Source organism: Pseudomonas fuscovaginae SE-1 (assembly GCF_000364705.1).
Lineage (GTDB): Bacteria > Pseudomonadota > Gammaproteobacteria > Pseudomonadales > Pseudomonadaceae > Aquipseudomonas > Aquipseudomonas fuscovaginae_A.
Genome location: NZ_AQOH01000146.1, coordinates 18724 through 45568 on the forward strand (window position 1 = coordinate 18724; position 26845 = coordinate 45568).

23 protein-coding genes, 1 tRNA gene and 1 pseudogene are annotated in these 26845 nt (G+C 62.6%); 11 read left to right on the forward strand and 14 right to left on the reverse strand.

Going from position 1 to position 26845, the window contains the following annotated elements; genetic code table 11:
* Nucleotides 1-3 precede the first annotated feature (3 nt).
* The 7 genes from lolB (at nt 4) to ychF (ending at nt 5182) form a co-directional block, all read left to right on the forward strand.
* Complete coding sequence (gene lolB / locus K675_RS0115130; protein ID WP_017904350.1) at nt 4-621, forward strand: lipoprotein insertase outer membrane protein LolB; 618 nt, start codon at nt 4-6, stop codon at nt 619-621.
* 1 nt (nt 622) lies between these two features.
* Nucleotides 623-1486 (forward strand): 4-(cytidine 5'-diphospho)-2-C-methyl-D-erythritol kinase, encoded by an 864-nt coding sequence (gene ispE / locus K675_RS0115135; protein ID WP_017904351.1) that lies wholly within the window; start codon nt 623-625, stop codon nt 1484-1486.
* Nucleotides 1487-1509: 23 nt separating this feature from the next.
* Nucleotides 1510-1584, forward strand: a tRNA-Gln gene (locus K675_RS0115140).
* Nucleotides 1585-1630: 46 nt separating this feature from the next.
* Nucleotides 1631-2572, forward strand: a complete 942-nt coding sequence (locus K675_RS0115145) for a ribose-phosphate pyrophosphokinase (protein ID WP_003171603.1) — start codon at nt 1631-1633, stop codon at nt 2570-2572.
* A gap of 136 nt (nt 2573-2708) precedes the next feature.
* Nucleotides 2709-3308, forward strand: coding sequence for a 50S ribosomal protein L25/general stress protein Ctc (locus K675_RS0115150; RefSeq protein ID WP_017904352.1), 600 nt, complete (start codon nt 2709-2711; stop codon nt 3306-3308).
* Between the two features lie 165 nt (nt 3309-3473).
* Nucleotides 3474-4058, forward strand: a complete 585-nt coding sequence (pth, locus tag K675_RS0115155) for an aminoacyl-tRNA hydrolase (RefSeq protein WP_017904353.1) — start codon at nt 3474-3476, stop codon at nt 4056-4058.
* Between the two features lie 23 nt (nt 4059-4081).
* On the forward strand, nt 4082-5182 hold the full coding sequence (gene ychF / locus K675_RS0115160) for a redox-regulated ATPase YchF (protein ID WP_017904354.1): 1101 nt from the start codon (nt 4082-4084) through the stop codon (nt 5180-5182).
* Between the two features lie 135 nt (nt 5183-5317).
* Here the strand turns inward: ychF and K675_RS0115165 are convergent, their stop codons facing one another.
* A complete protein-coding gene (locus K675_RS0115165) occupies nt 5318-6100 on the reverse strand; it encodes an SDR family NAD(P)-dependent oxidoreductase (protein WP_026145218.1) in 783 nt (260 codons plus the stop codon).
* 210 nt (nt 6101-6310) lie between these two features.
* Here K675_RS0115165 and K675_RS0115170 point away from each other — a divergent pair, with 210 nt between their 5' ends.
* On the forward strand, nt 6311-7459 hold the full coding sequence (locus K675_RS0115170; protein WP_026145219.1) for an aldose epimerase family protein: 1149 nt from the start codon (nt 6311-6313) through the stop codon (nt 7457-7459).
* A gap of 170 nt (nt 7460-7629) precedes the next feature.
* On the opposite strand, the gene araH is transcribed toward K675_RS0115170, so the two are convergent.
* The 5 genes from araH to araD1 all read right to left on the reverse strand — a co-directional run bounded on the left by araH (nt 7630) and on the right by araD1 (nt 13319).
* Nucleotides 7630-8598: an L-arabinose ABC transporter permease AraH gene (gene araH / locus K675_RS0115175; protein WP_017904357.1), complete on the reverse strand. Its 969-nt coding sequence runs from the start codon at nt 8596-8598 to the stop codon at nt 7630-7632.
* Between the two features lie 9 nt (nt 8599-8607).
* Nucleotides 8608-10152 (reverse strand): L-arabinose ABC transporter ATP-binding protein AraG, encoded by a 1545-nt coding sequence (gene araG / locus K675_RS0115180; protein ID WP_017904358.1) that lies wholly within the window; start codon nt 10150-10152, stop codon nt 8608-8610.
* Between the two features lie 61 nt (nt 10153-10213).
* The gene (locus tag K675_RS0115185; RefSeq protein ID WP_017904359.1) at nt 10214-11218 is read right to left on the reverse strand and encodes a substrate-binding domain-containing protein; all 1005 of its coding nucleotides are present in this window, start codon (nt 11216-11218) and stop codon (nt 10214-10216) included.
* A 58-nt stretch (nt 11219-11276) separates the two neighbouring features.
* A complete protein-coding gene (locus K675_RS0115190) occupies nt 11277-12152 on the reverse strand; it encodes an SMP-30/gluconolactonase/LRE family protein (protein ID WP_017904360.1) in 876 nt (291 codons plus the stop codon).
* A gap of 174 nt (nt 12153-12326) precedes the next feature.
* Nucleotides 12327-13319: an AraD1 family protein gene (gene araD1, locus K675_RS0115195; protein ID WP_017904361.1), complete on the reverse strand. Its 993-nt coding sequence runs from the start codon at nt 13317-13319 to the stop codon at nt 12327-12329.
* Between the two features lie 193 nt (nt 13320-13512).
* Here araD1 and K675_RS0115205 point away from each other — a divergent pair, with 193 nt between their 5' ends.
* Complete coding sequence (locus tag K675_RS0115205) at nt 13513-15249, forward strand: IlvD/Edd family dehydratase (RefSeq protein ID WP_017904362.1); 1737 nt, start codon at nt 13513-13515, stop codon at nt 15247-15249.
* 110 nt (nt 15250-15359) lie between these two features.
* Nucleotides 15360-16097 carry a FadR/GntR family transcriptional regulator gene (locus tag K675_RS0115210; protein WP_017904363.1) on the forward strand — a complete coding sequence of 246 codons (738 nt, stop codon included), beginning with the start codon at nt 15360-15362 and terminating at the stop codon, nt 16095-16097.
* Between the two features lie 3 nt (nt 16098-16100).
* Here the strand turns inward: K675_RS0115210 and K675_RS0115215 are convergent, their stop codons facing one another.
* The 8 genes and pseudogenes from K675_RS0115215 to K675_RS0115245 all read right to left on the reverse strand — a co-directional run bounded on the left by K675_RS0115215 (nt 16101) and on the right by K675_RS0115245 (nt 24887).
* Entirely contained in the window at nt 16101-16904 is an 804-nt protein-coding gene (locus tag K675_RS0115215) for an IclR family transcriptional regulator (protein ID WP_017904364.1), read from the reverse strand.
* Between the two features lie 62 nt (nt 16905-16966).
* A complete protein-coding gene (locus K675_RS0115220; protein WP_017904365.1) occupies nt 16967-18277 on the reverse strand; it encodes an MFS transporter in 1311 nt (436 codons plus the stop codon).
* A gap of 91 nt (nt 18278-18368) precedes the next feature.
* Nucleotides 18369-19517 (reverse strand): galactonate dehydratase, encoded by a 1149-nt coding sequence (gene dgoD / locus K675_RS0115225; RefSeq protein WP_017904366.1) that lies wholly within the window; start codon nt 19515-19517, stop codon nt 18369-18371.
* Between the two features lie 48 nt (nt 19518-19565).
* On the reverse strand, nt 19566-20186 hold the full coding sequence (locus K675_RS0115230; protein ID WP_017904367.1) for a 2-dehydro-3-deoxy-6-phosphogalactonate aldolase: 621 nt from the start codon (nt 20184-20186) through the stop codon (nt 19566-19568).
* Nucleotides 20187-20200: 14 nt separating this feature from the next.
* Nucleotides 20201-21196 (reverse strand): 2-dehydro-3-deoxygalactonokinase, encoded by a 996-nt coding sequence (locus tag K675_RS0115235; RefSeq protein ID WP_017904368.1) that lies wholly within the window; start codon nt 21194-21196, stop codon nt 20201-20203.
* 313 nt (nt 21197-21509) lie between these two features.
* Nucleotides 21510-22277: a methyl-accepting chemotaxis protein gene (locus K675_RS34180; RefSeq protein WP_416773561.1), complete on the reverse strand. Its 768-nt coding sequence runs from the start codon at nt 22275-22277 to the stop codon at nt 21510-21512.
* Nucleotides 22278-22364: 87 nt separating this feature from the next.
* Nucleotides 22365-23465: pseudogene (locus K675_RS34185) on the reverse strand (cache domain-containing protein); the annotation flags it as partial.
* A 204-nt stretch (nt 23466-23669) separates the two neighbouring features.
* Nucleotides 23670-24887 carry an MFS transporter gene (locus tag K675_RS0115245; RefSeq protein ID WP_017904370.1) on the reverse strand — a complete coding sequence of 406 codons (1218 nt, stop codon included), beginning with the start codon at nt 24885-24887 and terminating at the stop codon, nt 23670-23672.
* 1182 nt (nt 24888-26069) lie between these two features.
* On the opposite strand from K675_RS0115245, the gene K675_RS34190 reads away from it, so the two are divergent.
* The coding region (locus K675_RS34190) for a methyl-accepting chemotaxis protein (protein WP_420066341.1) at nt 26070-26845 on the forward strand (776 nt) is incomplete at its 3' end.

The following is a 26845-nucleotide window of genomic DNA, read 5'->3' on the forward strand; positions in this document are numbered from 1 at the left end:
CTTATGTTCCTGCGCCACCTCGTTGTTTTCAGCCTGATCGCCCTGCTCGCCGGTTGTGCGGGCTTCGGCGCCCGTGAGTCCGTCGAGGGCCACGGCGACCCGGCCCGCTGGGCCAGCCACAAGCAGCAGTTGAGCAGCCTCGATGGCTGGCAGATCAACGGCAAGGTCGGCATCCGCGCGCCGAAGGATTCCGGCAGCGGCACACTGTTCTGGCTGCAGCGCCAGGACTACTACGACATCCGTCTGTCCGGCCCGCTCGGTCGGGGGGCGGCGCGCCTGACCGGCCGCCCCGGCCAGGTCTCGCTGGAGGTGGCCAACCAGGGCCGCTACGAGGCACAAAGCCCCGAGGCCCTGTTGGAAGAACAACTGGGCTGGAAACTGCCGGTGTCCCATCTGGTCTGGTGGGTCCGCGGCCTGCCTGCGCCCGACAGCAAGAGCCGTCTGAGCCTGGACAATGACAGCCGGCTCGCCACCCTGGAGCAGGATGGTTGGCAGGTCGAATACCAGAGCTACTCCGAACAGAACGGCTACTGGCTACCCGAACGTCTGAAACTGCACGGCCAGGACCTCGACGTCACGCTGGTGGTCAAGGACTGGCAGCCACGCAAGCTGGGGCAATGACATGAGCGCCAGCCAACTGACCCTGCCCTCGCCGGCCAAGCTGAACCTGATGCTGCACATCATCGGCCGCCGGGCCGATGGTTATCACGAGTTGCAGACGCTGTTCCAATTCCTCGACTACGGTGACGAACTGCGCTTCGCCCTGCGCAGTGACGGCGTGATCCACCTGCATACCGGCTTCGACGGCGTGCCCCACGACAGCAACCTGATCGTGCGCGCGGCGAAAAAGCTCCAGGAACAATCCGCCTCGACCCTGGGTGCGGATATCTGGATCGACAAGATCCTGCCCATGGGCGGCGGCATCGGCGGTGGTAGCTCGAATGCCGCGACCACGCTGCTCGGCCTCAACCACCTGTGGCAACTGAACTGGGACGAAGACCGCCTGGCAACCCTGGGCCTGACCCTGGGTGCCGACGTGCCGGTTTTCATTCGCGGACACGCGGCTTTCGCCGAAGGCGTCGGGGAGAAGCTCACCCCGGTGGACCCAGAGGAACCCTGGTACGTCGTGCTGGTCCCGCAAGTCTCTGTAAGTACAGCAGAAATTTTTTCGGATCCACTGTTGACACGTGACTCCGCGCCCATTAAAGTGCGCCCCGTTCCCGAGGGAAACAGTCGAAATGACTGCTTGCCGGTTGTTTCAAGGCGTTATCCGGAAGTACGTAATGCCTTGAGTTCGCTGGGTAGATTTACCGAAGCGAAGCTGACCGGAACTGGAAGTTGTGTGTTTGGGGCCTTCCCAAACAAAGCTGAAGCTGATAAAGTCTCGGCCCTTCTTGCAGAGACCCATACAGGGTTTGTAGCCAAAGGCAGCAACATCTCGATGTTGCACCGGAAGTTGCAAAGTCTGCTCCAGGAATGCGAGTAGCAGCTACTTGCAGCAACAGATACAGGGGCGTCGCCAAGCGGTAAGGCAGCAGGTTTTGATCCTGCCATGCGTTGGTTCGAATCCAGCCGCCCCTGCCATTTTCTAATACTCATCCAGGTTACCCTCAGCCTTCAGGTACTGCGCGTGTCCAAGATGATGGTCTTTACGGGGAATGCCAACCCCGATCTGGCTCGGCGTGTCGTACGTCAGCTGCATATTCCTCTCGGTGACATCTCTGTCGGAAAATTCTCCGACGGTGAAATTACCGCTGAGATCAATGAAAACGTCCGCGGTAAGGACGTCTTCATCATTCAGCCGACTTGCGCCCCGACCAACGATAACCTGATGGAACTCGTCGTGATGGCCGATGCCTTCCGCCGTTCCTCAGCCACCCGAATCACTGCGGTGATCCCCTACTTTGGTTACGCCCGTCAGGATCGCCGTCCGCGCTCCGCACGTGTGGCTATCAGCGCGAAAGTCGTCGCTGACATGCTCACCGTGGTAGGCATCGACCGTGTGCTCACGGTTGACCTGCACGCTGACCAGATCCAGGGTTTCTTCGATATTCCGGTAGATAACATCTACGGCTCCCCCGTCCTGGTGGATGACATTGAAGACCAGCGTTTCGAAAACCTGATGATCGTGTCTCCGGACATTGGTGGCGTCGTGCGTGCACGTGCCGTTGCCAAGTCGCTGGGCGTGGATCTGGGCATCATCGACAAGCGTCGTGAGAAGGCCAACCACTCCGAAGTGATGCACATCATCGGTGATGTCGAAGGCCGCACCTGCATTCTCGTCGACGACATGGTCGACACCGCCGGCACCCTGTGCCACGCGGCGAAAGCCCTCAAGGAACATGGCGCTGCCAAGGTCTTTGCCTACTGCACACACCCTGTGCTGTCGGGTCGGGCGATCGAGAACATTGAAAATTCCGTGCTGGACGAGCTGGTGGTGACCAACACCATCCCGCTGTCCGCCGCCGCACAAGCCTGTGCACGTATCCGCCAACTGGATATCGCACCGGTCGTCGCCGAAGCGGTTCGCCGCATCAGCAACGAAGAATCGATCAGCGCGATGTTCCGCTAAGGGCCCAGCCCCGGCAGACCACTCGTTGACGTAAAGTGCCCCGCCCCAACCCTCATGTTGGGGCGGGGCTTTTTTGCCCATACCGCTCACGTCGGTCGCAGACGTGATCCGGAAATGGCTATTTTGGAGATACAAAATGACTGATTTCATCCTGAACGCCGAAGCGCGTAACGACCTGGGGAAAGGTGCGAGCCGCCGCCTGCGTCGTCTCGCCAGCCAGGTTCCTGCCGTTGTCTACGGTGGCGACAAGGCTCCTGAGTCCATCACCATCCTGGCGAAAGAAATCGCCAAGCTGTTCGAAGACGAGGCTGCCTTCAGCCACGTGATCGAGCTGAACGTGGGTGGCACCAAGCAGAACGTTATCGTTAAGGCTCTGCAGCGTCACCCAGCCAAGCAGTTCATCATGCACGCCGACTTCGTTCGCGTTGTCGCCGGCAAGAAACTGACCGCTACCGTTCCTGTGCACTTCATCAACGAAGCGGCTCCAGTGAAGAAAGGCGGCGAGATCTCCCACGTCGTGAACGAGATCGAAGTTTCCTGCGAAGCCAAGGACCTGCCTGAATTCATCGAAGTCGACCTGGGCAACGCCGAAGTCGGTTCGATCATTCACCTGTCCGACCTGAAAGCGCCGAAAGGCGTTGAGTTCGTAGCCCTGGCACACGGTGACGACAAGGCAGTAGCCAACGTTCACGCTCCACGTGTTGCTCCAGAAGCTGAAGAAGGCGCTGCAGAGTAATTTCACTCTGACGCCGGAGTGATTGGAAACATCGCGGACTGGAACGTAGCGAGAAAGCGGGCGAGAATGCGGAGTTTACATCATGGTAAATGAGCACTTTTCGTCCACTTTCGCCGCAACCTCCAACGGCGTTGTCATCCACCATTCCATAGAAGGGCCCCTGTCGTGACTGCCATCAAACTGATCGTTGGCCTGGGTAATCCAGGCACCGAATACGAACAGACCCGGCATAACGCGGGGGCCCTTTTTGTTGAGCGCATCGCCTCGGCACAAGGCATCAACCTCGTCGCCGATCGCAAGTATTTCGGCCTGACCGGGCGCTTCAGTCACCAGGGTCAGGATGTTCGTCTGCTGATCCCCACCACCTACATGAACCGTAGCGGCCAGGCCGTGTCGGCATTGGCTGGATTCTTCCGCATCAAGCCCGAAGAAATCCTCGTGGCGCATGACGAACTCGACCTGCCACCCGGCGTTGCCAAGCTCAAGCAGGGCGGCGGGCATGGCGGTCACAACGGCCTGCGCGACATTATCGCGCAGCTCGGCAACCAGAACACCTTTCACCGCCTGCGGCTCGGCATTGGCCACCCTGGCGTTGCGAGCATGGTTTCAAACTTTGTCCTGGGTCGTGCGCCACGCGCCGAACAGGAAAAACTCGATGCCAGCATCGATTTTGCCCTCGGCGTGCTGCCGGATATCCTCGCCGGTGAATGGAACCGCGCGATGAAAAACCTGCACACCCAGAAGGCCTGACTCTTTACCCGAGGGGAAACACCATGGGATTCAACTGCGGTATCGTCGGCTTGCCCAACGTTGGCAAATCCACCCTGTTCAACGCACTGACCAAGTCCGGCATCGCGGCGGAAAACTTCCCCTTCTGCACCATCGAGCCGAACAGCGGCATCGTGCCGATGCCGGATTCGCGTCTGGCGGCCCTGGCCGAGATCGTCAATCCCAAGCGCATCCTGCCGACCACCATGGAATTCGTCGACATCGCAGGCCTGGTGGCCGGTGCATCGAAGGGCGAAGGCCTGGGCAACAAGTTCCTGGCCAACATCCGTGAAACCGATGCGATCGCCCACGTGGTCCGCTGCTTCGAAGACGAGAACGTGATTCACGTCGCCAACAGCGTCGACCCGAAACGCGATATCGAAATCATCGACCTGGAACTGATCTTCGCCGACCTGGAAAGCTGCGAGAAGCAACTGCAGAAGGTCGCACGCAACGCCAAGGGCGGTGACAAGGACGCGGTGGTCCAGAAGGGCCTGCTGGAGCAGTTGATCGCCCACTTCACCGAAGGCAAGCCGGCGCGCAGCCTGATGAAGAACATGAGCGCGGAAGAGAAGGCAGTGATCCGCGGCTTCCACCTGCTGACCACCAAGCCGGTGATGTACATCGCCAACGTCGCCGAAGACGGTTTCGAGAACAACCCGCTGCTGGACGTGGTCAAGGCCATCGCCGACGAAGAAGGCGCCGTGGTCGTACCGGTGTGCAACAAGATCGAAGCGGAAATCGCCGAGCTGGAAGACGGTGAAGAGAAGGATATGTTCCTCGAAGCCCTGGGCCTCGAAGAACCCGGCCTGAACCGCGTGATCCGCGCCGGTTACGAAATGCTCAACCTGCAGACCTACTTCACCGCCGGTGTCGAGGAAGTCCGCGCCTGGACCGTGCGTGTCGGCGCCACCGCCCCGCAAGCCGCCGGCGTGATCCACACCGACTTCGAAAAAGGCTTCATCCGCGCCGAAGTGATCGCCTACAACGACTTCATCCAGTACAAGGGCGAAGCGGGCACCAAGGAAGCCGGCAAGTGGCGCCTGGAAGGCAAGGACTACATCGTCAAGGACGGTGACGTGATGCACTTCCGCTTCAACGTGTAAGCGGGACCGTGAATCTGCACGGACCTCCATAGACAAAAATCCCCGTGATCACTCGCTGACACGGGGATTTTTGCATTCCGGCCGACGCAGTCGGCAGTCGTTGTGCTCGGCGATAACGACACAGAGCCTGCACCCCTACACCCACCCCCCATCGACGATGAAGTTCTGCGCCGAACACATGGACGACACCCCGGAAGCGAGGAACAGCGCCATGTTCGCGATATGCACAGGCTCCACGCTACCCGGCAGGCATTGGCTACGCTTGATCAACTCCCTGGCGGCATCGTCCACCCACAGCGCGAGTTGCTTTTCGGTCATCACCCAGCCGGGCACCAGGGTATTGACCCGGATACCCCAGGGCCCCAGCTCCCGCGCCAGGGCGCGGGTCATGCCATGGGTCGCGGCCTTGCTGGCGGCGTAGACCGGGTACCCGCTGGAGGCCATCATCCAGCCGATGGAGCCCAGGTTGATGATCGCCCCCTCCCCCGCAGCCTTCATCATCGGCACCACCGCCCGGCTGGCGAAAAAAGCATGCTTCAGATTGACCGAAACCAGCTTATCGAAGGTTTCCGAATCCACTTCATCCAGGGTATGGCGTACATCATTGGCGGCATTGTTCACCAGGACCGTCACCGGCCCCAGCGTTTGCGCAAAGCCCTGGATCGCCACCTTGTAGGCGATCTCATCAGTGATATCGCAGTGAGCGAACTCGACCCTGTGCCCCTCGGCCAGCAGTCGAGCCTCCAACCGTTCACCCTGGCTTTTGGCCATATCCACGAACGCCACCCTGGCCCCCTGCCGTGCAAAGGCGCAGACCATGGCCTCGCCAATCCCGGACGCCCCACCGGAAATCAGCACGGTCTTGTTTTTCAGATCCGCGTACACGGCCTGCAAACCAACGCCTGCTTCCTGACTCATATGACGGTTACTCCACAGTAGGCACTTGAATCCAGGCGGTTATACGCCGGGCGTGCTCGGGCACCCAGGCCAATTTTCGCCTTTCACTTCAATTAGTCTTATTTTATATTGAAAAATCGGCAACAAAGGCTATAAATCTACTGCCTCAACGACAAAATATCGCAAATTAGTAGAACTATTCAACTTAAAACAATAAATGGAGGTTCGACCATGTTGCACTCACGACACCCGCTTTGCGGCCTTGGACTGTCCCTGATGATTGCCAGCCAGGGCATCCAGGCCAGTGGCCTGTCCAGCGAACACAAGGCCTTCGGCAAGACCGATGATGGAACCGCCATCGAGCAGTATGTGTTGCGCAACAGCCATGGACTGCAGGCGACGGTCATTACCTATGGTGGCGTCCTGCAGTCGTTGAAAGTGCCGGATAAAAACGGCAAGGTCGAAGACGTGGTCCTGGGCTTCGACGATGTCAAGGGCTACCAGGGCGGCACCGCGTTCTTCGGCGCCACCATCGGCCGCTACGGTAATCGCTTGGCCAAGGGTGCGTTCGAGCTGGACGGCAAGCGCTATCAGGTACCGCTCAACGATGGCCCCAACGCCCTGCACGGCGGTCCGCAGGGTTTTGACAAGCGGGTCTGGAAAGCGCAGCCGGTCAGCGGCAAGGACTCGGTCGGGGTGAAGTTGAGCTACCTGTCGAAGGCAGGGGAAATGGGCTTTCCCGGCAACCTGAACGTCGAGGTCACCTACAGCCTCAACGACAACAACGAGCTGCGCATCGACTACCAGGCAACCACGGACCAGCCAACGGTGTTGAATCTCACCAACCACAGCTACTTCAATCTCGCCGGTGCCGGCAACGGCGATGTGCTCAAGCAGCTCGCCACCTTGCACGCCAGCCATTACACACCCGTCAACAGCACTCTGATTCCAACCGGTGAACTGGCCCCGGTGGCCGGCACGCCGATGGATTTTCGTCAGCCGACCGCCATCGGTCAGCACATCAGAGATGATCATCCGCAGCTCAAGTTCGCCGAGCCGAAACAGGGCGGCTTCGACTTCAACTGGGTCCTGGATGCCAAGGGTGACGTCAGCCGGATCGCCGCCGAGGTGCACGACCCGCAGTCTGGTCGCCGCCTGCAGCTCTACACCAGCGAGCCCGGGGTACAGTTCTACACCAGCAACTTCCTCGACGGCTCGGTCAAGGGCAAGGCGGGCAAGGTCTATGCCCATTGGGGGGCGTTCACCCTGGAGACCCAGCACTATCCGGACTCGCCGAACCAGCCGGACTTCCCGACCACCCGACTGGATCCAGGCCAGACCTATACCCAGAACACCATCCTGAAGTTCTCGGCCAACTGAAGTCGCCCCCCATGACCTGTAGGAGCTGCCGAGCCTTGGCGAGGTGGCGAAAGCGCTGAACCAGACAACATCGATGTCGACTGGGCTACCGCTTTCGCCGCCTCGCCAAGGCTCGGCAGCTCCTACGGTGAACGCGGCAAGCGAATATCGGGCGCCCGGCTCGGGCGGGATCAGCGCTGCTTCAGGCGGTCGATCACCACCGCCAACAGCAGAATGGAACCCCGAATCACGTACTGGTAGAACGTGTCGATGTTTTTCAGGTTCATCGCGTTCTCGATGATCGCCAGAATCAGCACCCCGGCGATCACGTGCCGGATCATGCCCACCCCACCGCTGAGCGACACCCCACCCAGCACGCAGGCGGAAATCACCGTCAATTCGAAGCCCTGGCCGATCATCGGCTGGCCCGAGGTCATGCGCGACGCCAGGATCACCCCGGCCAGGGCACCCACGACTCCGTGCACGGCAAAGATGACGATCTTGGTCCGGTCGACATTCACCCCCGCCAGCAATGCCGCTTCCTGGTTGCCACCGATGGCCATGGTATTGCGCCCGTAGGTGGTGTAGTTGAGCAACCAGCCAAAGAACAGGAAGCAGGCGATGGTGATCAGGATCGGCACCGGCACACCGAACAACTGGCCATTGCCGTAGACGAAAAACGAGTCCTGGGATACCCCCACCGCCTTGCCGTCGGCAAAGATGTAGGCCAGGCCCCGTACGATCTGCATGGTCGCCAGTGTGGTAATCAGTGCGTTGACCCGCAGCTTGGCGATCACGATGCCGTTGATCAGCCCGACCAGCAGCCCCATCAGCAGCGCCGCGGCGATACCGAAAAACACGCTGTCGGTGTCGCGCATCACCACCGCGGCCACCACCCCGGCACAGGCGATCACCGAACCCACCGACAAGTCGAAATGCCCGGACGCCAGGCAATACAACATGGTGCACGCGGCGATGCCGGTGGTGGAGATCGCCAGGCCCAGGCCACGCATGTTCAGCGGCGACAGGAAGTTGTCGATCAGCAGGGTGCAGAGGACGAAGATCCCCAGCGCCGCCAGCAGCATCGCCCAATTGTCCAGCAGGGTGCGCAGGTCCAGGGGTTTGCGTGCGACTGGCAACGTATTGTTTTGGCTTGTCATGGTCACCTCTCAGTTCTCCAGGCCATCGGCGCGCTGGCGCGGCAGGGCCAATTGCAGCAGGTTGGATTCGTTGGCCTGTTCACGGCTCTTTTCGCCTCGCATCGCCCCCTCGCACAGCACCAGGATACGGTCGGAAATGCCCATCACTTCCATCAGGTCGCTGGACACCACGATCACCGCAATCCCGCTGGCGGCCAGCTCATGAATGATCTGGTAGATCTCGGCCTTCGCGCCGACATCGATGCCGCGCGTCGGCTCGTCGAGCAGCAGGACCTTCATCGGCATGGACAGCCAACGACCCAGAATGGCCTTCTGCTGGTTACCCCCGGACAGATACAGGATTTTCTGCGCCGGACTGGGCGTTTTCACTTTCAGCGCCTTGATCTGCTTGTCGGCGTTGCTCTTCTCCCAACCGTCCCGCAACAGCCAGCCAAAGGTGGAATGGGCACGACGGGCGCTGATGTTGATGTTCTCGGCCACGCTGGAGAGCGGCATGATGCCCTCCTTCTTGCGGTCCTCGGGGCACAGCAGGACACCGGCGGCGATGGCATCGCGCGGCGAACGCAGTTGCAGCGGCTCGTCGCACAGTTGCAGGTTCCCGGCAGTGATCCGCTCAAGCCCGCCCAGCAGGCGCAGCAATTCGGTACGCCCCGCGCCCACCAGGCCGAACAGGCCAAGGATCTCGCCCTTGTGCGCCGCGAAACTGACCGGCTCACGCAAGCCCGGCCCCAACAGGCCGTCGACCTTGAGTGCCACCGCCCCCCGTGGACGAGGACGGTAATCGTAGATGTCCTGGATGTCGCGCCCCACCATGCAGGTGACCAACTGATCATGGGTCAGCGTGCTCATGTCCTCGAAGGTACGCACGTAGCGGCCGTCCTTGAACACGGTCACCGCATTGCAGATCCGGAACACCTCCTCCATGCGGTGAGACACGTAGAGCACCACCTTGCCCTCGTCCCGCAGCCGCTCGATGATCGCCATCAGACGCTCGATTTCCCGGGCCGACAGGCTGCTGGTGGGCTCGTCGAAGGCAATCACCTGTGCACCACGGGACAGGGCCTTGGCGATTTCCACCAGCTGCCGTTGCCCCAGGGACAGGCGGCCCACCTTCTGCTGGGGATCGATCTCGTCGGCCAGCCCCTTGAGACATGCCAGTGCATGCTCGCGCAACTCACGGCGATTGATCACACCGTAACGGGCCGGCAAATGTCCGAGGAACAGGTTCTCCGCCACGGTCATTTCCGGCACCAGGTGCAGTTCCTGGTGGATGACGGCCACGCCGCTGGCAATGCTGTCGGCCGCACACTTGAAGGCCATCGCCTGCTCGCCGATCTGCAAATGGCCACTGCTGGGGCTGTAGGCGCCGCCGAGGATCTTGAGCAGGGTCGACTTGCCCGCACCGTTTTCCCCCATCAGGGCATGGACCTGTCCTGGGTGGGCAGTGAAGCTGATACCGTCCAGCGCCTTGACCCCGGGGAAGGTCTTGCCGATCCCGTTGAAACACAAACTGGCGCCGACACTGTGCTGCTGTCTGTTCAATTGCGCGTGCATAACCACCTCGTCACCCCAACCAGGCAACCCCGTCGCCAGGGCTGCCGAGCAAAACCGCCCGTCACTTCCACAGGCCGATCTTTTCCAGTTCCTGCTTGAAGTTGTCACGCGTGATCAGCGTGACCTCATCCATCGCGGTGTACTTGGGCGGCTCCTTGCCGGTGGTGATCCAGTCGAACATCATGCTCGCGGTGTTGTAGCCCTCAAGGTGCGGGCTGGGCAGCATCGAGCCGAAAAAGCCGCTGCTGGGCTTCTTCAGTTCGCCGATGGCGTCGGTGCCATTGATGCCGACCCCGATCACGTTGGCCGCGGCGAAACCGGCGCTTTCGGTGGCGCGCACACCGCCCAGCACGGTGTTGTCGTTCATGCCGCCGATGATCAGGTTTTTCGCCGAACCCGGCAGCTTCACCAACGCCGAGCTGGTGGAGTCCATGCTGCCCGGCACGTCGAGGGTCTTGAGCGGGGTGAAGAGGATGTGGTCTTTCGGCAGGCCGGCGGCCTCCAGGGATTTCACCGAACCGTCGGTGCGCTTCTTGCCGGTGTCGAGCTCGTTGTAGGTGTTGATCACCGCGTAGGTATCTTTCCAGTCCCAGCCGCGCTTCTTCGCCTCGGCGGCCATCGCGGCCCCCTGCTTCTGGCCGACTTCGAACGCGGCCATGCCCAGATAGGGGACGTCCTCCATGAACTTGCCGCTGGCGTCGACAAAACGGTCATCCACGGCGATCACTTTCAGGTCATTGGCCTTGGCCTTCGCCACGATCGCCGGCCCCAGGGACACGTCCGGCGGGCAGATCACGAAGCCCTTGGCACCGTTGGCGGCCAGGCTGTCGATGGCCGAGAGGGTTTTCTCCCCGTCCGGCACGGCAATCTTGATCAGGGTAAAGCCCTTGTCCTTGCTGGCTTTCTCGGCGAAAGCCCATTCGGTCTGGAACCAGGGCTCCTCCGCCTGCTTGACCAGGAAGCCGATCTTCACCGGCTCGGCGGCCTGCAGCAGGCTGCTCAAGCCAAAGGCCGATACCGCCAGAGCGGCGCAACACAGGGAACGGATACCGCGATGACGATTCATAAGGTGACTCCTTGTTTTTGTTGTGAGTACTGAACCGGTGCAACTTGATGCCTGAAAACTATCCTGCGAATCGATGACAGCGTGTGCCTGGGACATCCACCTCGATGGCCAGGACCGCACCGTCCAGCGGGTGATTGAACGGGCTGGCAGCGCTGGTGACATACAAGGTACGAAGCTGCGGGCCACCGAACACGCAACTGGTGGGCCGGCTGACGGGCAGTTCGATCACCCGGTCGACTTCGCCATTGGGCGCCAGCCGGAGCAGGCAGCCACCGTCCCAGCGGGCGTTCCAGAGGTAGCCCTCGGTGTCCATCGCCGAACCGTCCGGCACGCCACGCGGGTGTGGTCCGAACCACTCCCGTGGCGCTTCGAGCTGCCCGTCGCGACCGATCGAATAGCGATACAACGTGCCATCGAGACTGTCGCCAAAATACAGCTGCGTCCCGTCCTCGTTCCAAAGCAGGGTATTGGGAATGCCCAGGTCACGTGCCAGCGGCGTTACCCGCGCATCGGCATCGATCCGGAACAGGCCGCCACTGCGCTGTCGAACGGGAAGGTCCTCACCCTGCTCGCCGATGTTGTTCTGCATGGTACCTAGCCAGAGTCGGCCCCGGGCATCGCAGCGGGCCTCGTTGGCCCGGTTGCCCGCTTGTGGATCGGCGACGCACAGCAGCGTCAGGCTCGGCGCCTGTGGCTCGCTGTCGAGGTCCAGCCGATATACCCCGCTGCTCAAGGTCACCAGCGCATCACCGCGTTCACAGGGGATGAACGCCGACACCGGCTCCGGCAATTGCCAGGCCTGCAGGCCCGAGCCCGTCAGGCGCAGCGCCTGCCGGCCAGCGATATCGGCCCAATACAGGGCCTGCCCGGGCACATCCCAGAACGGCCCTTCGCCCAGTTGCGCACGGTGTTCAGTCACAGCGATCCACGACATGAGGCCTCCTGGCTGACTATTGTTTTCAGATGCCGCTGAGGTTGCCGGCCCTGACACAAGGACATTGGCGGGATGCGATCCCTGTAGGAGCCGGGCTTGCCCGCGAAGGGGCCCTCAAGATCGCCAATAGGCTTCGCGGACAAGCCCGGCTCCCACGGTCATGTGCATCTTCCCCTAAAGCATCCCTATGGCTCCGGGCACCAGCACCGCATCAACGACGCCGATACCATTGATCAATGGCGCACCGAACTCCGCCTGGCTGATCTCGAACACATCACCCGGTTGCGTACGCACGCCCTCGGCGAAAGACAGGGTCGCGGTGCCGAAGAAGTGAATGTGCACATCCCCAGGACGCAGGAACTGACTGTACTTGAAATGGTGGTACTCAAGATTTTCCAGGCTGTGGCACATATTGGCCTCGCCACTGAGGAACTCGCTCTGCCACACCACCTCGCCCCGACGCAGAATCCGGCTGCTGCCCGCCAGGTGGCGGGGCAACTCGCCGACCCGCAGTTCAGGGCCGTAACTGCAGTTACGCAACTTGGAGTGGGCGAGGTACAGGTAGTTCTTGCGCTCCATCACGTGATCGGAAAATTCGTTGCCTATGGCAAAACCCACGCGATAGGGCTTGCCATCATGGCCGATGACATACAGGCCGCCGATTTCCGGTTCTTCACCGGCGTCCTCGGCGAAGGGCGGTAACGCAAAGGTCTGGCCCGGGCGCACGACGATGCTGCCGTCGCCCTTGTAGAACCACTCCGGCTGCACGCCAGCCTGACCTGAGACGGGCTTGCCGCCTTCCACGCCCCATTTGAAGATCCGCAGGCTGTCGGTCATCGCGCTGTCGTCGCCGGCATGCTGGTGCATCTTGTCCCGCGCAGCCGCACTGCCCAGGTGGGTCAGGCCGGTGCCGCTGACCAGCATATGCGCCGGGTCCGGGTGATCCAGCGGTGGCAACACTCTCAGCTCGGCCAGCAATGCCGCGTAGTCGTGGCTGATACCCAGCCCGAGACGCTCCACCTGCCGCTGCAGATCGGTACCGGCCTCGATGGCGGCCAGTGCCAGTTCACGCACCGTGCGTGCCGACCGCACCTCGCGCACCTGGCCATCCTCGACCACTCCCACCCGACGCTCGCCATTGCTCAATTCGAACTGAACCAAACGCATGAAGCTTCTCCTGATTGCCGATCACAAGCACGAGTGGTACCGCGGACACCGGCACCAGATCGCAGAGCCCTACCTCAGTTGAAATCGACTATATAGTATTACTATTTACTCAACAACACTTCCAAACACGAGATTTTGCGCTTACCTTAACCGCCAGGAAGAACAATATAGTCTTACAATAAGAGAGCTGACCATGTCTGATAAAAAACTCGACCTGCGTTCCGCCCACTGGTTCGGTACCGCTGACAAGAACGGCTTCATGTACCGCAGCTGGATGAAGAACCAGGGCATCGCCGACCATCAGTTCCATGGCAAGCCCATTATCGGGATCTGCAACACCTGGTCGGAGCTGACCCCGTGCAACGCGCACTTCCGCCAGATCGCCGAGCATGTCAAACGCGGGGTGATCGAGGCCGGTGGCTTTCCCGTGGAGTTTCCGGTGTTCTCCAACGGTGAATCGAATCTGCGCCCGACCGCCATGCTCACCCGCAACCTGGCCAGCATGGACGTCGAGGAAGCCATTCGCGGCAACCCGATCGACGGGGTGGTGCTGCTGACCGGGTGCGACAAGACCACCCCGGCGCTGCTGATGGGTGCCGCCAGTTGCGACGTGCCGGCGATCGTCGTCACCGGCGGGCCGATGCTCAACGGCAAACACAAGGGCCAGGACATCGGCTCGGGTACCGTGGTCTGGCAGCTCAGCGAACAGGTCAAGGCAGGCACCATCAGCCTCGACGACTTCCTCGCGGCCGAGGGCGGCATGTCGCGTTCGGCCGGCACCTGCAACACCATGGGCACCGCCTCGACGATGGCCTGCATGGCCGAGGCACTGGGCACCTCGCTGCCGCACAACGCGGCGATTCCGGCGGTCGATGCGCGGCGCTACGTGCTGGCGCACATGTCCGGCATGCGTGCGGTGGAGATGGTCCGTGAAGACCTGAAGCTGTCGAAGATCCTCACCCGACAGGCTTTCGAAAACGCCATCCGCGTCAACGCCGCCATCGGCGGCTCGACCAACGCGGTGATCCACCTGAAAGCCATTGCCGGGCGCATCGGCGTCGAGCTGGAGCTGGATGACTGGACCCGCATCGGCCGGGGCATGCCGACCATCGTCGACCTGCAACCGTCCGGGCGCTTCCTGATGGAGGAATTCTACTATGCCGGTGGCCTGCCGGCGGTACTGCGCCGCCTCGGCGAAGCCAACCTGATACCCCACCCCGACGCCCTCACCGTGAATGGCAGGTCGATCGGCGACAACACCCGGGACGCGCCGATCTATGGCCAGGACGAAGTGATTCGGCCGCTCTCCAACCCATTGCGGGCGGACGGCGGCATCTGCGTCCTGCGTGGCAACCTGGCGCCCCTCGGTGCCGTGCTCAAGCCGTCGGCCGCGACCCCCGGGCTGATGCAGCATCGCGGCCGGGCGGTGGTGTTCGAGAACTTCGACCAGTACAAGGCGCGGATCAACGACCCGGAACTGGAGGTCGACGCCAGCTCGGTGCTGGTAATGAAAAATTGCGGACCCAAGGGTTATCCCGGCATGGCGGAAGTGGGCAACATGGGCCTGCCGGCCAAGTTGCTGGCCCAGGGTGTCACCGACATGGTGCGGATCTCCGATGCGCGCATGAGCGGCACGGCCTACGGCACGGTGGTGCTGCACGTCGCGCCGGAGGCGGCGGCCGGCGGTCCCCTGGCCTGTGTGCAGGAAGGCGACTGGATCGAGCTCGACTGTGCCAACGGGCGCCTGCACCTGGATATCCCGGAGGCCGAACTGGCGGCGCGCATGGCCGACCTGCAGGCACCGAAGCCACCGATCGCGGGCGGCTATCGCCAGTTGTACATCGACCATGTGCTCCAGGCCGACCAGGGCTGCGACTTCGATTTCCTGGTGGGTTGCCGTGGCGCCGAGATCCCGCGGCACTCCCACTGATCGACAGGCCATGACGTCGTCACCCGGCAGCTCAGGCGCGCGGCAGCACCTGATGAAGCCGGGAGCGATGTTATGATGCAAGGCATTTTCATCAGAGCAACGTCCCGTTTATGGATCAGCAGCCCTCCAAGCCACGCAAGAACACTCCGCGCAAGAGCATGCATAACAGGATCGTTCAGGAACTGGGCATGCAGATTGTCTCCGGGCGCTTCAAGCCGGAGGACCGGCTGCCCATGGAGTCGACGCTGTGCGAGGAGTACCAGGTCAGCCGCTCGGTGCTGCGCGAAGCCACCCGGGTGCTGAGCGCCAAGGGCCTGGTGTACTCCAAGCCACGGGTCGGCGCGGTGGTACGCCCGCGCCTGAAATGGCACCTGCTCGATCCCGACGTGCTGACCTGGCTGATGCAGTCGACGCCCCACAGCGAATTTTTCAACACCCTGGCCGGCGTGCGCCGGATCCTGGAACCGGAAATCGCCGCCATGGCCGCCGCCACGGCGACCGACGAAGACATCGCAGTGATCGAAAAGGCCTACCTGGCCATGGAGAAGGCGCAGACCCACGAACAGCTGCTGCAGGCGGACCTGGACTTTCACCGGGCGATCGCCGATGCCACCCGCAACGATCTGCTCGCCTATATGTGCAACATGCTGTCGTTGCCCCTGCGCGAATCCATCAGCATCACCAACCGCCGTCCCGATATCCAGGGGCTCAGCCTGCCCCGGCACAAGGCGATACTGACCGCCATCCAGAATCGCGATGCCCTCGGTGCCCGGCATGCCTCGCTGGTACAACTCGACGATACCCGGGTCGCCCTGGATACCGTGATGAATATCCTCACCCCGTTATAGCACTCAGGCCTTCGCCCCCAACTCCGCGGAAAGCCGGGCGGCGACCTGTTTGACCAACGGGACCAGCTCGGTCATTTTTTCCAGCGGCATGTAGGGCACGGTACTGGCGATGCTGATCCCGGCGACGATCCTCTGGCTGGCATCGCGTACCGGTGCCGCCACGCAACGGATCGACGGTTCATTGTCTTCCAGATCGAAGGCGTAACCACCCGCCACATATTCCAGCATGCGCTGCTCGAACTGCTCCCAGGATGACTCCGGGTGCGACGGCCATGACAGGCTCTTGCCGCCCACCGGCAAACTGATCCGGTACAGGCGCTGCCACTCCTCTGGCGAGTCATCGAGCAGCAGCGCCTTGCCGATCCCGGTACGCGCCAGCGGCATGCGGTGGCCGACCCGTGAACGCATTTCCGGGCCATTGCGGCCGGGGTTCTTGTGCAGGTACAGCACGTCATCGTCTTCACGGATCGCCAGGTGGATGGTATCGCCGGTCAGCGCCGACAACTCATCCAGGTACGACCCGGCCAGGGTCACCAGCGGCACGGCTTCACGCGCCTGGAAGCCCAGCTCGATCAGCTTGGGGCCGAGCAGATAACCGATTTGCGGCATGACGCGCAGATAGCGCTCCTCGACCAGACAACTGGCCAGACGATGGGTGGTGCTGCGGGTGGTGCCGATCAGCCGGGCGATTTCCTTGAGATCGCGGGCCCCACCAGCCACGGCCTGGACCACGGCCAGACCGCGCAACAGCGTCTGGGTACCCGTCGGTGCGGCGTCCTTGGCATTCTTTGCGGCGTCTTCCTGCATATCCGGCCTTCAACAATGAACGAGAGAACGGGCGGCATTATGGTCGCCCGTTCTGGCGCAGGCTAGAGTTCGATCCGCACCACCTTGCCCACCAGCACCACATAGGACAGCGCGCCGAGCAGCGCCAGCACGGCGATGTAGGTGATCGCCGGGGCGAAGGAGTCGCCACTGACGAGAAAGCCGATCACGATCGGCGTGGCGATCGCCGCCAGGTTGCCGATGCAGTTGAACACTCCGCCCGTCAGCCCCAGCAGGCGGGCCGGCGCCAGGGTCGAGACCAGCGACCAACTGATCGAGGCCATGCCGTTGCCGAAAAACGCCAGTGCCAGGCAGGCGATCACCCAGGGGGTCGACTCGACGAAGTTGGCCCCGATGATCACGGTGGAAATCAGCAGGCCGCCGATGATTGGCAACTTGCGGGCCAGGCCGATCGTCGCGCCACGGCGGATCAGCCAGTCGGAAAACAGCCCCGAGCAGAGCACGCCGACGAAAGCCGCGAGGAAGGGTACCGATGCCAGCAGGCCGGACTTGATGAAGTCCATGCCGCGATATTTCACCAGGTAGGTCGGAAACCAGGTCAGGAAGAACCACAACGTCGAGTTGAGGCAGAACTGCCCGAGGTAGATGCCCCACAACTTGCGCTGGCTCAACACGATCCCCAGGTCCGTCCAGTTGAACGGTGCCTTGCGCCTGGCGGTCTCGGCCTGGATATCCACCAGCCCGCCACCTTCACGGATCAGGTCGATTTCAGCCTGGTTGGTGCCCTTGAACTCCCGCGGCTCGCGATACACCGCGTACCAGATTAATGCCCAGAGAATGCCCACCAGACCGGTACTGATGAACACCATGTGCCAGCCGTACTGATGTTGCAGCCAGGCCAGCAGCGGCGTCAGAAAGGCCAGGCCGACGAATTGCCCGGAGGTGTAGAAACCAATGGCGGTCGCACGTTCGCGCTCGGGAAACCAGGTGGTCACCACCCGGCTGTTGATTGGATAGGCAGGGGCTTCCAGCGCGCCCACGGCCATGCGCAGGACGAACAGCGCGATAAAGCTGGCGGCGAAACCCAGCAGCAGCGTGGCCGCTGACCACAGCAGCAACGCGAGGCTGTAGAGAAGGCGCGGTGGCACCCGGTCCACCAGCCAGCCCCCGGGGATCTGCATGGCCGCGTAAGTCCAGCCGAACGCCGAGAAGATCAGCCCGACATGAACCGGATCGATCCCCAGCTCGCTGGTCAGCGCGGGGGCGGCGATCGACAGGTTGCTGCGGTCCAGGTAGTTGATCACCACGGTGATGAACAGCAGGACCATGATGAAAAAACGCTTGCGGCTCGGCGTCAGCAAGGACGCCTGCCCGGTCAGGACTTCCGGTTGCATGAGGATGCCTCTTCTTATGGTTATTGAGGGCGTTCGTTCACCGCGATGTCACGGTCCGCTCGCGGACCTTCCCTGGTGGATCACTCCGGCCTCACCATTCGGCAAAACTGCCGTCGGCATGGCGCCAGATCGGGTTGCGCCAGCGGTGACCGATGGCGGCGCGTTCCCTTACATATTCCTCGTTGATCTCGATGCCCAGGCCCGGGCCATTCGGGATCTTCACGAAGCCCTGGTCATAGTCGAACACCCGTGGATCCCTGACGTAGTCCAGCAGGTCATTGCTCTCGTTGTAATGGATGCCCAGGCTCTGCTCCTGGATGAAGGCGTTGTAGCAGGCCGCATCCAGTTGCAGGCACGCCGCCAGGGCAATCGGGCCCAACGGACAATGCAACGCCAGCCCCACGTCGTAGGCTTCGGCCATGTTGGCGATCTTGCGGGTTTCGGTGATGCCGCCGGCATGGGAGGCATCCGGCTGGATGATGTCGACGTAACCTTCGCTGAGCACCCGCTTGAAATCCCAGCGCGAGAACAGACGCTCCCCCAATGCGATCGGCGTACCGGTCAGCGGTGCCAGCTCCTTCAGGGCCTCGTAGTTTTCGCTGAGCACCGGTTCCTCGATGAACATCAGTTTGTAGGCGTCGAGTTCCTTCATCAGCACCTTGGCCATGGGCTTGTGCACCCGACCATGGAAGTCCACGCCGATGCCGACGTTCGGCCCCACCGCATCACGCACGGCGGCGACGTTGGCCAGGGCCAGGTCGACCTTTTCGAAACTGTCGACGAATTGCAGCTCTTCGGTACCATTCATCTTCACCGCGGTGAAACCCCGACCGACGGCTTCCCTGGCAGCCCGGGCGGTGTCGGCCGGACGGTCGCCGCCGATCCACGAGTACACGCGGATCCGCTCGCGCACCTGGCCGCCGAGCAGATCGCTGACCGACACGCCCAAGGCCTTGCCCTTGATGTCCCACAGCGCCTGGTCGATCCCGGCCAGGGCGCTCATGTGCACGGCGCCACCACGATAGAAGCCACCGCGATAGAGCACGGTCCAGATATCCTCGATGTTGCGCGGGTCCCTGCCGATCAGATAGTCCGACAACTCATCGACCGCCGCCGCGACCGTGTGGGCCCGGCCTTCGACCACCGGCTCGCCCCAGCCGGTCACGCCTTCATCGGTTTCGACCTTGAGGAACAGCCAGCGTGGCGGAACGATAAAGGTCGTCAGCTTGGTGATTTTCATCGTGTCGTCTCTCTTGTCGGGATGCAGCGCACAAGGCGCCGGGAAGTCTTAACGCAATGCGTTCCATGCCTGCACGTAAGCCTTGGCCCGCAGCGCCGTTTCGTCGGCACTCAGCCCCGGCTTGAACAGCCCGGAGCCCAGGCCGAAACCACTGACGCCCGCCTCGACGAACGCTTGCATGTTGTCCGGAGTGATTCCGCCGACCGGGATCAGCAGCGTCCCCGCCGGCAGCACCGCCAGCCAGGCCTTGACCACTGCCGGGCCCATCTGCTCGGCGGGGAACATCTTCAGCACATCGGCGCCTTCGGCCAGCGCGGCGAAGGCCTCGGTCGGCGTGGCGACACCGGGCGACAAGTACAGCCCCGCCGCCTTGGCCGCACGCAGGACCCGGGGATCACTGTGGGGCATGACGATCACCTGCCCCCCCGCGGCCTTCACCTGCCCGACCTGTTCCGGGGTCAGTACCGTGCCGGCACCGATCAGGCAATCGGCAGGCAGCAGGCTACGCAGAATGCGGATACTTTCGTACGGTTCGGGAGAGTTGAGCGGCACCTCGATGACACGGAAACCGGCCTGGTACAACACCTCGCCGATGGCCGCCGCCTCTTGCGGACGCAGACCGCGAAGAATTGCGATCAGGCCGTTTTTCGCCAGTGCTTGCTTGAGCATGTCAGACCTCTTGTCTAATTGAACGCAGGCGTCCGGTCCAGCAGCCCGGCGGCTTCGGCCAGGTACCACAGACCACGTTCGGTGGCGTGTTCGGCCAGGCTTACCCGGGCAAAACCGCAACGCTCGAGCGCCCGGCTGTAGCGGGCACAAAGTTGGGCATTGCCGATCAGCATGATCGACGGCAGGTCGGTGCTGTCGCGTCGACGGCGCTGGGCATTGGCAAGGGCGGCGAGTTCATGGCCAATCAACAGGCCCGACAGGTAGTCGGTCTGTCCGGCCGGGCCCAGTTCGCCCGTCAGCCCCAGCGTGCGGGCGCTGAACAAGGTCGAGAGGGGGCCGTTTTCACCCTCGCAGGAGAGCGCCACCCGGACGCCGCGATCGAACGCCTCGCTGTCGAAGGGCGCACCGCGCTGCTGGGTACGCCCCAGGATGCTGTGTTCACTGAGTACGGCGAACAGCTCGCCAGTCATGAAGGTGTCGAAATGGACGATGCAGCCGTCGGCCACCTCGACCCATTTCGAATGGCTGCCCGGCAAGCCGATCAGCAGGTTGTCACCGACATGCGCCGGCAGGCCCCGCAGCACACCGAGGACCTGGGTCTCTTCACCGCGCATCACATTCGGCAGACGGGAACGCTCGATCACGCCGGGCACGATATGCACATCGACGCCACGCAGGCTGCGCACGGTGTTGAGAGCGGTGCCCAGGCTGGCGACATTCGCCGGGGTGTCGCGATAGGAGGTCTCGGACCAGCCCTGGGCGCTGCCGACCATGCCGCAGGCGATCACCGCCAGCCCGGGTTGGGCATCGAGCCAGTCGCCACAGGCCTCGTCGAAGGCCAGTTCAAAACCATCGGCACACCGTTGGCCGGCGATCATCCGCGGCACACTGGGCAACTGCATGATGCCCGACGACAGCGAACGCTGTTCGAGCACCTGGCCACCCGCCGCCAGTTTGTAGGCCCGCAGGGAGGTCGTCCCCCAATCGAGCGCGATCAATTGCGCCTGCATCGCTTCACCTGAAAGTTGTTTTTGGACAGTGAGTGCGTGGAGCTGATGGAGGCGACTATAGACTTGAGATGAATAAAATCTCAATATGTAAATTTGCATCCCATATATTGGGATAACAGTGAAAATACGACCGACTCTACCCCCCTGCTCGTGATGCAGAGTGGGTGAGCCGAGGTTGATTGGATTCCGCTATCAGCTCGAGCGAGCTATTGCGCCTCTGGACGGGGAGGCTGGAAGTGTTCGGTTGCGTGCGTGACCGGCGACAATGCGCACGTGGCGGCGGATGATCGGTCGGCCGCCGCCGCGCGGAACTTCAGGACTTGAACCGTCCCACCAACCCGTTCAATTCCTCCGACAGATGCGACAGCCGACCGGAGTCCTCCTGCGCCGAGTTGGCCAGGCTCTCGACCAGCCGTGCCTCATCGTAGATCTGCTGGATGTGCCGGTTGATCTCCTCGGCGACACTGTGCTGCTCTTCCGCCGCCGCCGAGATCTGCAGGTTCTGGTCGCGGATCTCGTTGACCGACAGCTCGATACCCTCGAAGCTGCCCCGCGCGCTCTCGATCGACGAGACGCTGGCTCGCGACAGGTCCAGGCAGCTCTCCATCTTCTGCGAAACCTCCTGGGTCTTGCTGCCCAATGCGTTGAGCAACTGGTCGATTTCCCCGGTGGAATCCGATGTGCGCTTGGCCAGCGCCCGGACCTCATCGGCGACCACCGCAAAACCACGACCCTGGTCGCCAGCCCGAGCCGCCTCGATCGCGGCGTTCAACGCCAGCAGGTTGGTCTGCTCGGCGATGGCGCGGATGGTGCCGAGGATCTGGTTGATGCTGCGACTGCCTTCCTCCAGCTCGACCATGGCCTGGGACGACTCGGTCAGGCGGCGCCCCAGGCGATTGACGTTCTCGGTGGTCTGCTCGATCTGCTGCTTGCCTTCAGCCACACGCTGATGCCCGCTTTCGGCGGAGGTGGCCGCGGTGCTGCACGAGCGGGCCACTTCGTTGGCGGTGGCGACCATCTCGTTGAAGGCCGTGGACACCAGTTCCACCGCCTCGCGTTGGCGACCGGCAGCTTCGTTCATATTGCTGGCCACCTCGCTGTTGACCCGCGAGGCATCCTGCAGGTTGGTAGAAGCCGCACCGATGCGCTGGATCAACTGGCGAATGGCGGCGAGAAACTTGTTGAACCAGCCGGCCAGTTCCGCGGTTTCATCCTTGCCCTGCACATCCAGGTCGCGACGCAGGTCGCCCTCGCCTTCGGCAATCGACTGCAGGCCACTGCTGACCTGGCCGATCGGCTTGACGATGACCTTGGAGAACGCGGCGGCCAACAAGGCGAAAATCACCGCCAGCACCACCACGATCAGCGCCGTCACGTAGGTCATGCGGGTCGCACCGCCCATGACCTCGTCGTACTTGATCAGGCCGACATAGCGCCAGCCCAGGCCCGGCGAAGTCCAGATGTTGGCCATGTAGTTGACCCCATCGATCTGCACTTCGGTGGAACCTTCTCCGGTTGCCGCCAGCTTGGCATAGGGCTCGCCGAGGTCCTTGAGCTGCTTGAAGTTGTGCGCGGCGTCACGGGGGTCGACGAGGACGATGCCATCCTCGATCAGCATCACGTAGCCGCTCTGGCCGAGCTTGATGCTCTTGACCAGTTCGGTGAGATTCTTCAGCGACACACTGACGACAAACACGCCCTTGGGCTTGCCGTTGGCATCGAGCATCGCCCTGGCGCTGCCGACCAGTGCCACGGCGTCCTTGTCATAGTAATAGGCGGGAGTCCGAACGGTTTTCCCGGGGTTGGCCATGGCCGCCTTGTACCAGGGACGCACGCGGGGGTCGTAGTTGGCCAGTTGCGGATCGTCCGGCCATTTCGCGTAGGTACCGTCTTCCAGGCCAATGGAGAGGATCGCCGCCGCCGGGTGCGTCGCACCGTAGCGGGCAAAGGCATCGATGACCTGCCTGGCGGCCGGCGGCAGCGGCCGGCTGGCCGCGTCGGCGGTCTCGTAGTGCTTGAGGCTTTCGACAGAGGTGTATACAGGATCGGTCGCCATTTGGTCGACGTTCTGCTGTGTGCCATCGAAGAATTGCCGGATATTGCCATCGATCTGGCGTATCTCCCGGGTACTGCCATCAATGAACTGATCGACCGCCTCAGTCCGGATATTCATCACCGAGATCACCGCCACCAGGCTCACGGGGATGAAGGCGACCAGCACAAAGGCCAGGACGAGTTTGTTCTTTATCTTCATTGCGACGACCACCATCCGGGGAAGTGAGAGGCAAGCAGCCGGACCAGACAGATCTGTGGCCCTTTGCTATTAAGCCTGTTTCGGCTGGCGAGTCAAAAGCTTTATCGCACCATCGTGCACAAAAAGACCGATAATTGTTCCGGATAGTTGATCGCTCGGTCCATTACCTGCAAGCGAACCGGCCGCCACCGATCACGGCAAGCCGGCCCGCTGCGTGGTTCAGGCCTTTCTCGTCCGTGGCAGCAGCACCGCCAACACCCCGAGCAATGGCAGGAACGAACACAGGGTGTAGACGTACTCGATGCCATGGATGTCCGCCAGATGCCCCAGCAGTGCAGCACCGATCCCGCCGAAGCCGAACATCAGGCCGAAGAACACCCCGGCGATCATGCCGACGTTCCCCGGCACCAGTTCCTGAGCGAACACTACGATCGCCGAGAACGCCGAGGCCAGGATGAAACCGATCACCACGCTGAGTACGGTGGTCCAGAACAGGTCGACATACGGCAGCGCCAGAGTGAACGGCGCGACACCGAGGATCGAGAACCAGATCACCGCCTTGCGCCCGATCCGGTCGCCGATGGGGCCACCGGCAAAGGTTCCCGCCGCCACCGCGCCAAGGAACAGGAACAGATGCAACTGCGAACTGGCCACCGACAGTTGGAACTTCTCGATCAGGTAGAAGGTGAAGTAGCTGGTGAAACTGGCCATGTAAAAGTACTTGGAAAACACCAGCAGGCCGAGTACCACCAGTGCCCCCAGCACCCGCGCCTTCGACAGCCCGTGGCTAGCCTTCTGGCCCTGCTTGAGCTTGAACAGGTTCAGGCGCGCACGATACCAGCGGCTGATGCCGTAGAGCACGCCGAGGGCGAACAGGGCGAACAACCCGAACCAGGCGACATGGCCCTGGCCGAACGGAATGATGATCGCCGCGGCCAGCAGCGGGCCGAAGGCCGAACCGGCATTACCCCCGACCTGGAAGGTCGACTGCGCCAGCCCGTAGCGTCCGCCCGAAGCCAGTCGCGCCACGCGCGAGGCTTCCGGGTGAAAGGTCGAGGAGCCCACGCCAATCAATGCCGAAGCCAACAGGATCAGCGGGAAACTGCCGACCTGGGACAACATCAGGATCCCGATCAGCGTACAGATCATTCCCGCCGGTAACAGCAGCGGCTTCGGATGCCGGTCGGTGTAGAAACCGACCCAGGGTTGCAGCAGCGACGCCGTCACCTGGAAGGTCAGGGTGATCAGCCCGACCTGGGTGAAGGTCAGCCCGTAGCTGTCCTTGAGCATCGGGTAGATCGACGGCAGGACCGACTGGATCAGGTCGTTGATCAGGTGGGCCAGCGCCACGGCGCCGATGATGCGCATCACCAGGGGGCTGGATTGCACGGGGGGCGACGCCAGCATCGGGCCGGAGGAGGTTTCAGTGAGTGCCATGAGGAAGTCCGTGACGCGGATGGATGCACAAGTGCAGGTGCGTCAATGTGCCATTTTTTAGTGCGGCAAGACCAGATACTTGTTGAGCTAACGATCAATGCGATCCGACGAAACGCCGTTGATAGCTCTTTGCTACTGGTCTGAATCTTGCCTGCCCTGATTCCTACAGCGCGGCTCCTTACAAAGGGCCACGAGAATGGGAAGATTCGCTACAGCGGCCGGCCGATAACGCCCTCACTGGCGAAACTTCCGAGGTCTTTAACGACGGCATCCGTCATGACCAACCCGTCATGATCGCACTGAAATGGTGCTGGATGCCTTGAGGAGTGGTCGGCAATGCACGCTTTTTTATCACCGGGAATGCGACTGCTCGGACGATTCGGTTTTGCCCGCAAGTTTCAGGTGCTGTTCCTGCTGTTCATCGTCCCGCTGATGGGCAGCCTGTACCTGATCGGCCAGGATTACCGCGGCAAACTGGCGCTGATCGGCGAAGAACGTGCCGGCGTCCGCCAGTTGCTGGCACTGGACAGCCTGGACAACCTGCTCACCGCCCAGCGCGACCGCGCAGCCCGCTGGAAGGCCACGGAAACCAACCGTCAGCCGACCCCCGCCACCCTCGCCGCCATGGCCCTGCTGGACAAGGCCCAGCCCGAGATCAACCAGGCCCTCGAACAACTGGGCCAGGCACTGCAGAACGAAGGTGCCGATGCCACTACCCTCAAGCGTTACCAGGTCCTGCAAGCCACCGTCTCCGGCCTCGACTCGGCCAGCCTGAGCAAGGTCGGCTGGTGGCCGGACGGCTACGACCGCTTCACCTCCGCCCTGAGTGCCCTGCAAGGCCTGCGCGAGCAGATTGCCATGGACAGCCGGCTGATCCTCGCCTCCTGGATGGAAACCTACCTGCTGACGCAGATTTCCACCCAATACGCTCCCGACCTGATCGAACGGGTCGGGCGCCTGGCCAGCGTCGGCCAGGCCTCGGTGGTGTCGGGCCAGTTCAGCCTGCAGAGCCGCCTGCAACTCAAGGACCTGCGCAGCCGTATCGGCGACGCCCGCGACCAGTTGGCCAAGACCGGCGCCCAACTGGAAACCCGCCTGCCGCCAGCCCTGCAGGACTGGGCCGGACGTTACCAGGAAAACCTCAGGCACCTGGACGAAGGCCTCAAGGCGCTGGATGACGGCATGTTCGGGGGCAGCATCACCCTCAAGCCCGAGGGCTTCGAAAAGACCCTCGACACCCTGCTCGGCCAGTTGGCCGACCTGCGCCAGGACTCGCTGAACACCCTCGACAGCCGCCTGGACCACTACCATGATTCCGCCATCCGCCAGTTCAGCCTGGTGGCAGCGATCTTCGGCTGCCTGCTGCTGGCCGCGCTGTACCTGTTCATCTGCCTGCAGGCCTCGATCCGCCGTAGCGCCAGCGGCATCACCCTGCTGGCCGAATCCCTGCGTGACGGCAACCTGTGCCTGCAAGTGCCCGTCGAGGGGCGAGACGAACTGGCCGCCATCAGCACCGCGCTGAACGTGGCGGTGGTGCAACTGCGTACCAGCCTGCAGGGCGTCGACCATGAAACCCTGCAACTGAGCGACGCCGTGCGTAGCCTCAACAGCCATTCCAGCGGGGCACTCAACGAGGTCGAGGCGCAGCAGCAACAGATCAGCCAGATCGCCGCGGCGGCCACGCAACTGGCGGCCACCTCCCAGGGCGTCGCCCAGAGTTGCGAACAGGCTTCCGACAGCGCCCAGAACACCCGGCGCATTGCCTCGGACAGCAGCCGCGACAGCCAGCGCACCACCGCCAGCATCCAGCAGCTCAATCAACGCCTGAACGAAACCGCCACGGCGCTGGGCCGGGTCAGCGAACAGGGCCAGCAGATCCAGCTGGTGGTCGACACCATCCGTGGGGTGGCTGAACAGACCAACCTGCTCGCCCTCAACGCCGCCATCGAGGCGGCCCG

Bases quoted from the DNA above. Each gene is read 5' to 3' on its own strand.
- K675_RS0115190 (WP_017904360.1), bottom strand. From the start codon at position 12,152: ATGTCGTGGATCGCTGTGACTGAACACCGTGCGCAACTGGGCGAAGGG.
- araH (WP_017904357.1), bottom strand. From the start codon at position 8,598: ATGACAAGCCAAAACAATACGTTGCCAGTCGCACGCAAACCCCTGGAC.
- K675_RS0115230 (WP_017904367.1), bottom strand. From the start codon at position 20,186: ATGCTCAAGCAAGCACTGGCGAAAAACGGCCTGATCGCAATTCTTCGC.
- araG (WP_017904358.1), bottom strand. From the start codon at position 10,152: ATGCACGCGCAATTGAACAGACAGCAGCACAGTGTCGGCGCCAGTTTG.
- K675_RS0115210 (WP_017904363.1), top strand. From the start codon at position 15,360: ATGGATCAGCAGCCCTCCAAGCCACGCAAGAACACTCCGCGCAAGAGC.
- dgoD (WP_017904366.1), bottom strand. From the start codon at position 19,517: ATGAAAATCACCAAGCTGACGACCTTTATCGTTCCGCCACGCTGGCTG.
- K675_RS0115150 (WP_017904352.1), top strand. From the start codon at position 2,709: ATGACTGATTTCATCCTGAACGCCGAAGCGCGTAACGACCTGGGGAAA.
- araD1 (WP_017904361.1), bottom strand. From the start codon at position 13,319: ATGCGTTTGGTTCAGTTCGAATTGAGCAATGGCGAGCGTCGGGTGGGA.
- lolB (WP_017904350.1), top strand. From the start codon at position 4: ATGTTCCTGCGCCACCTCGTTGTTTTCAGCCTGATCGCCCTGCTCGCC.
- K675_RS0115215 (WP_017904364.1), bottom strand. From the start codon at position 16,904: ATGCAGGAAGACGCCGCAAAGAATGCCAAGGACGCCGCACCGACGGGT.
- K675_RS0115220 (WP_017904365.1), bottom strand. From the start codon at position 18,277: ATGCAACCGGAAGTCCTGACCGGGCAGGCGTCCTTGCTGACGCCGAGC.
- K675_RS0115170 (WP_026145219.1), top strand. From the start codon at position 6,311: ATGTTGCACTCACGACACCCGCTTTGCGGCCTTGGACTGTCCCTGATG.
- ispE (WP_017904351.1), top strand. From the start codon at position 623: ATGAGCGCCAGCCAACTGACCCTGCCCTCGCCGGCCAAGCTGAACCTG.
- K675_RS0115185 (WP_017904359.1), bottom strand. From the start codon at position 11,218: ATGAATCGTCATCGCGGTATCCGTTCCCTGTGTTGCGCCGCTCTGGCG.
- ychF (WP_017904354.1), top strand. From the start codon at position 4,082: ATGGGATTCAACTGCGGTATCGTCGGCTTGCCCAACGTTGGCAAATCC.
- K675_RS0115165 (WP_026145218.1), bottom strand. From the start codon at position 6,100: ATGAGTCAGGAAGCAGGCGTTGGTTTGCAGGCCGTGTACGCGGATCTG.
- K675_RS0115205 (WP_017904362.1), top strand. From the start codon at position 13,513: ATGTCTGATAAAAAACTCGACCTGCGTTCCGCCCACTGGTTCGGTACC.
- K675_RS0115245 (WP_017904370.1), bottom strand. From the start codon at position 24,887: ATGGCACTCACTGAAACCTCCTCCGGCCCGATGCTGGCGTCGCCCCCC.
- K675_RS0115235 (WP_017904368.1), bottom strand. From the start codon at position 21,196: ATGCAGGCGCAATTGATCGCGCTCGATTGGGGGACGACCTCCCTGCGG.
- K675_RS34180 (WP_416773561.1), bottom strand. From the start codon at position 22,277: ATGAACGAAGCTGCCGGTCGCCAACGCGAGGCGGTGGAACTGGTGTCC.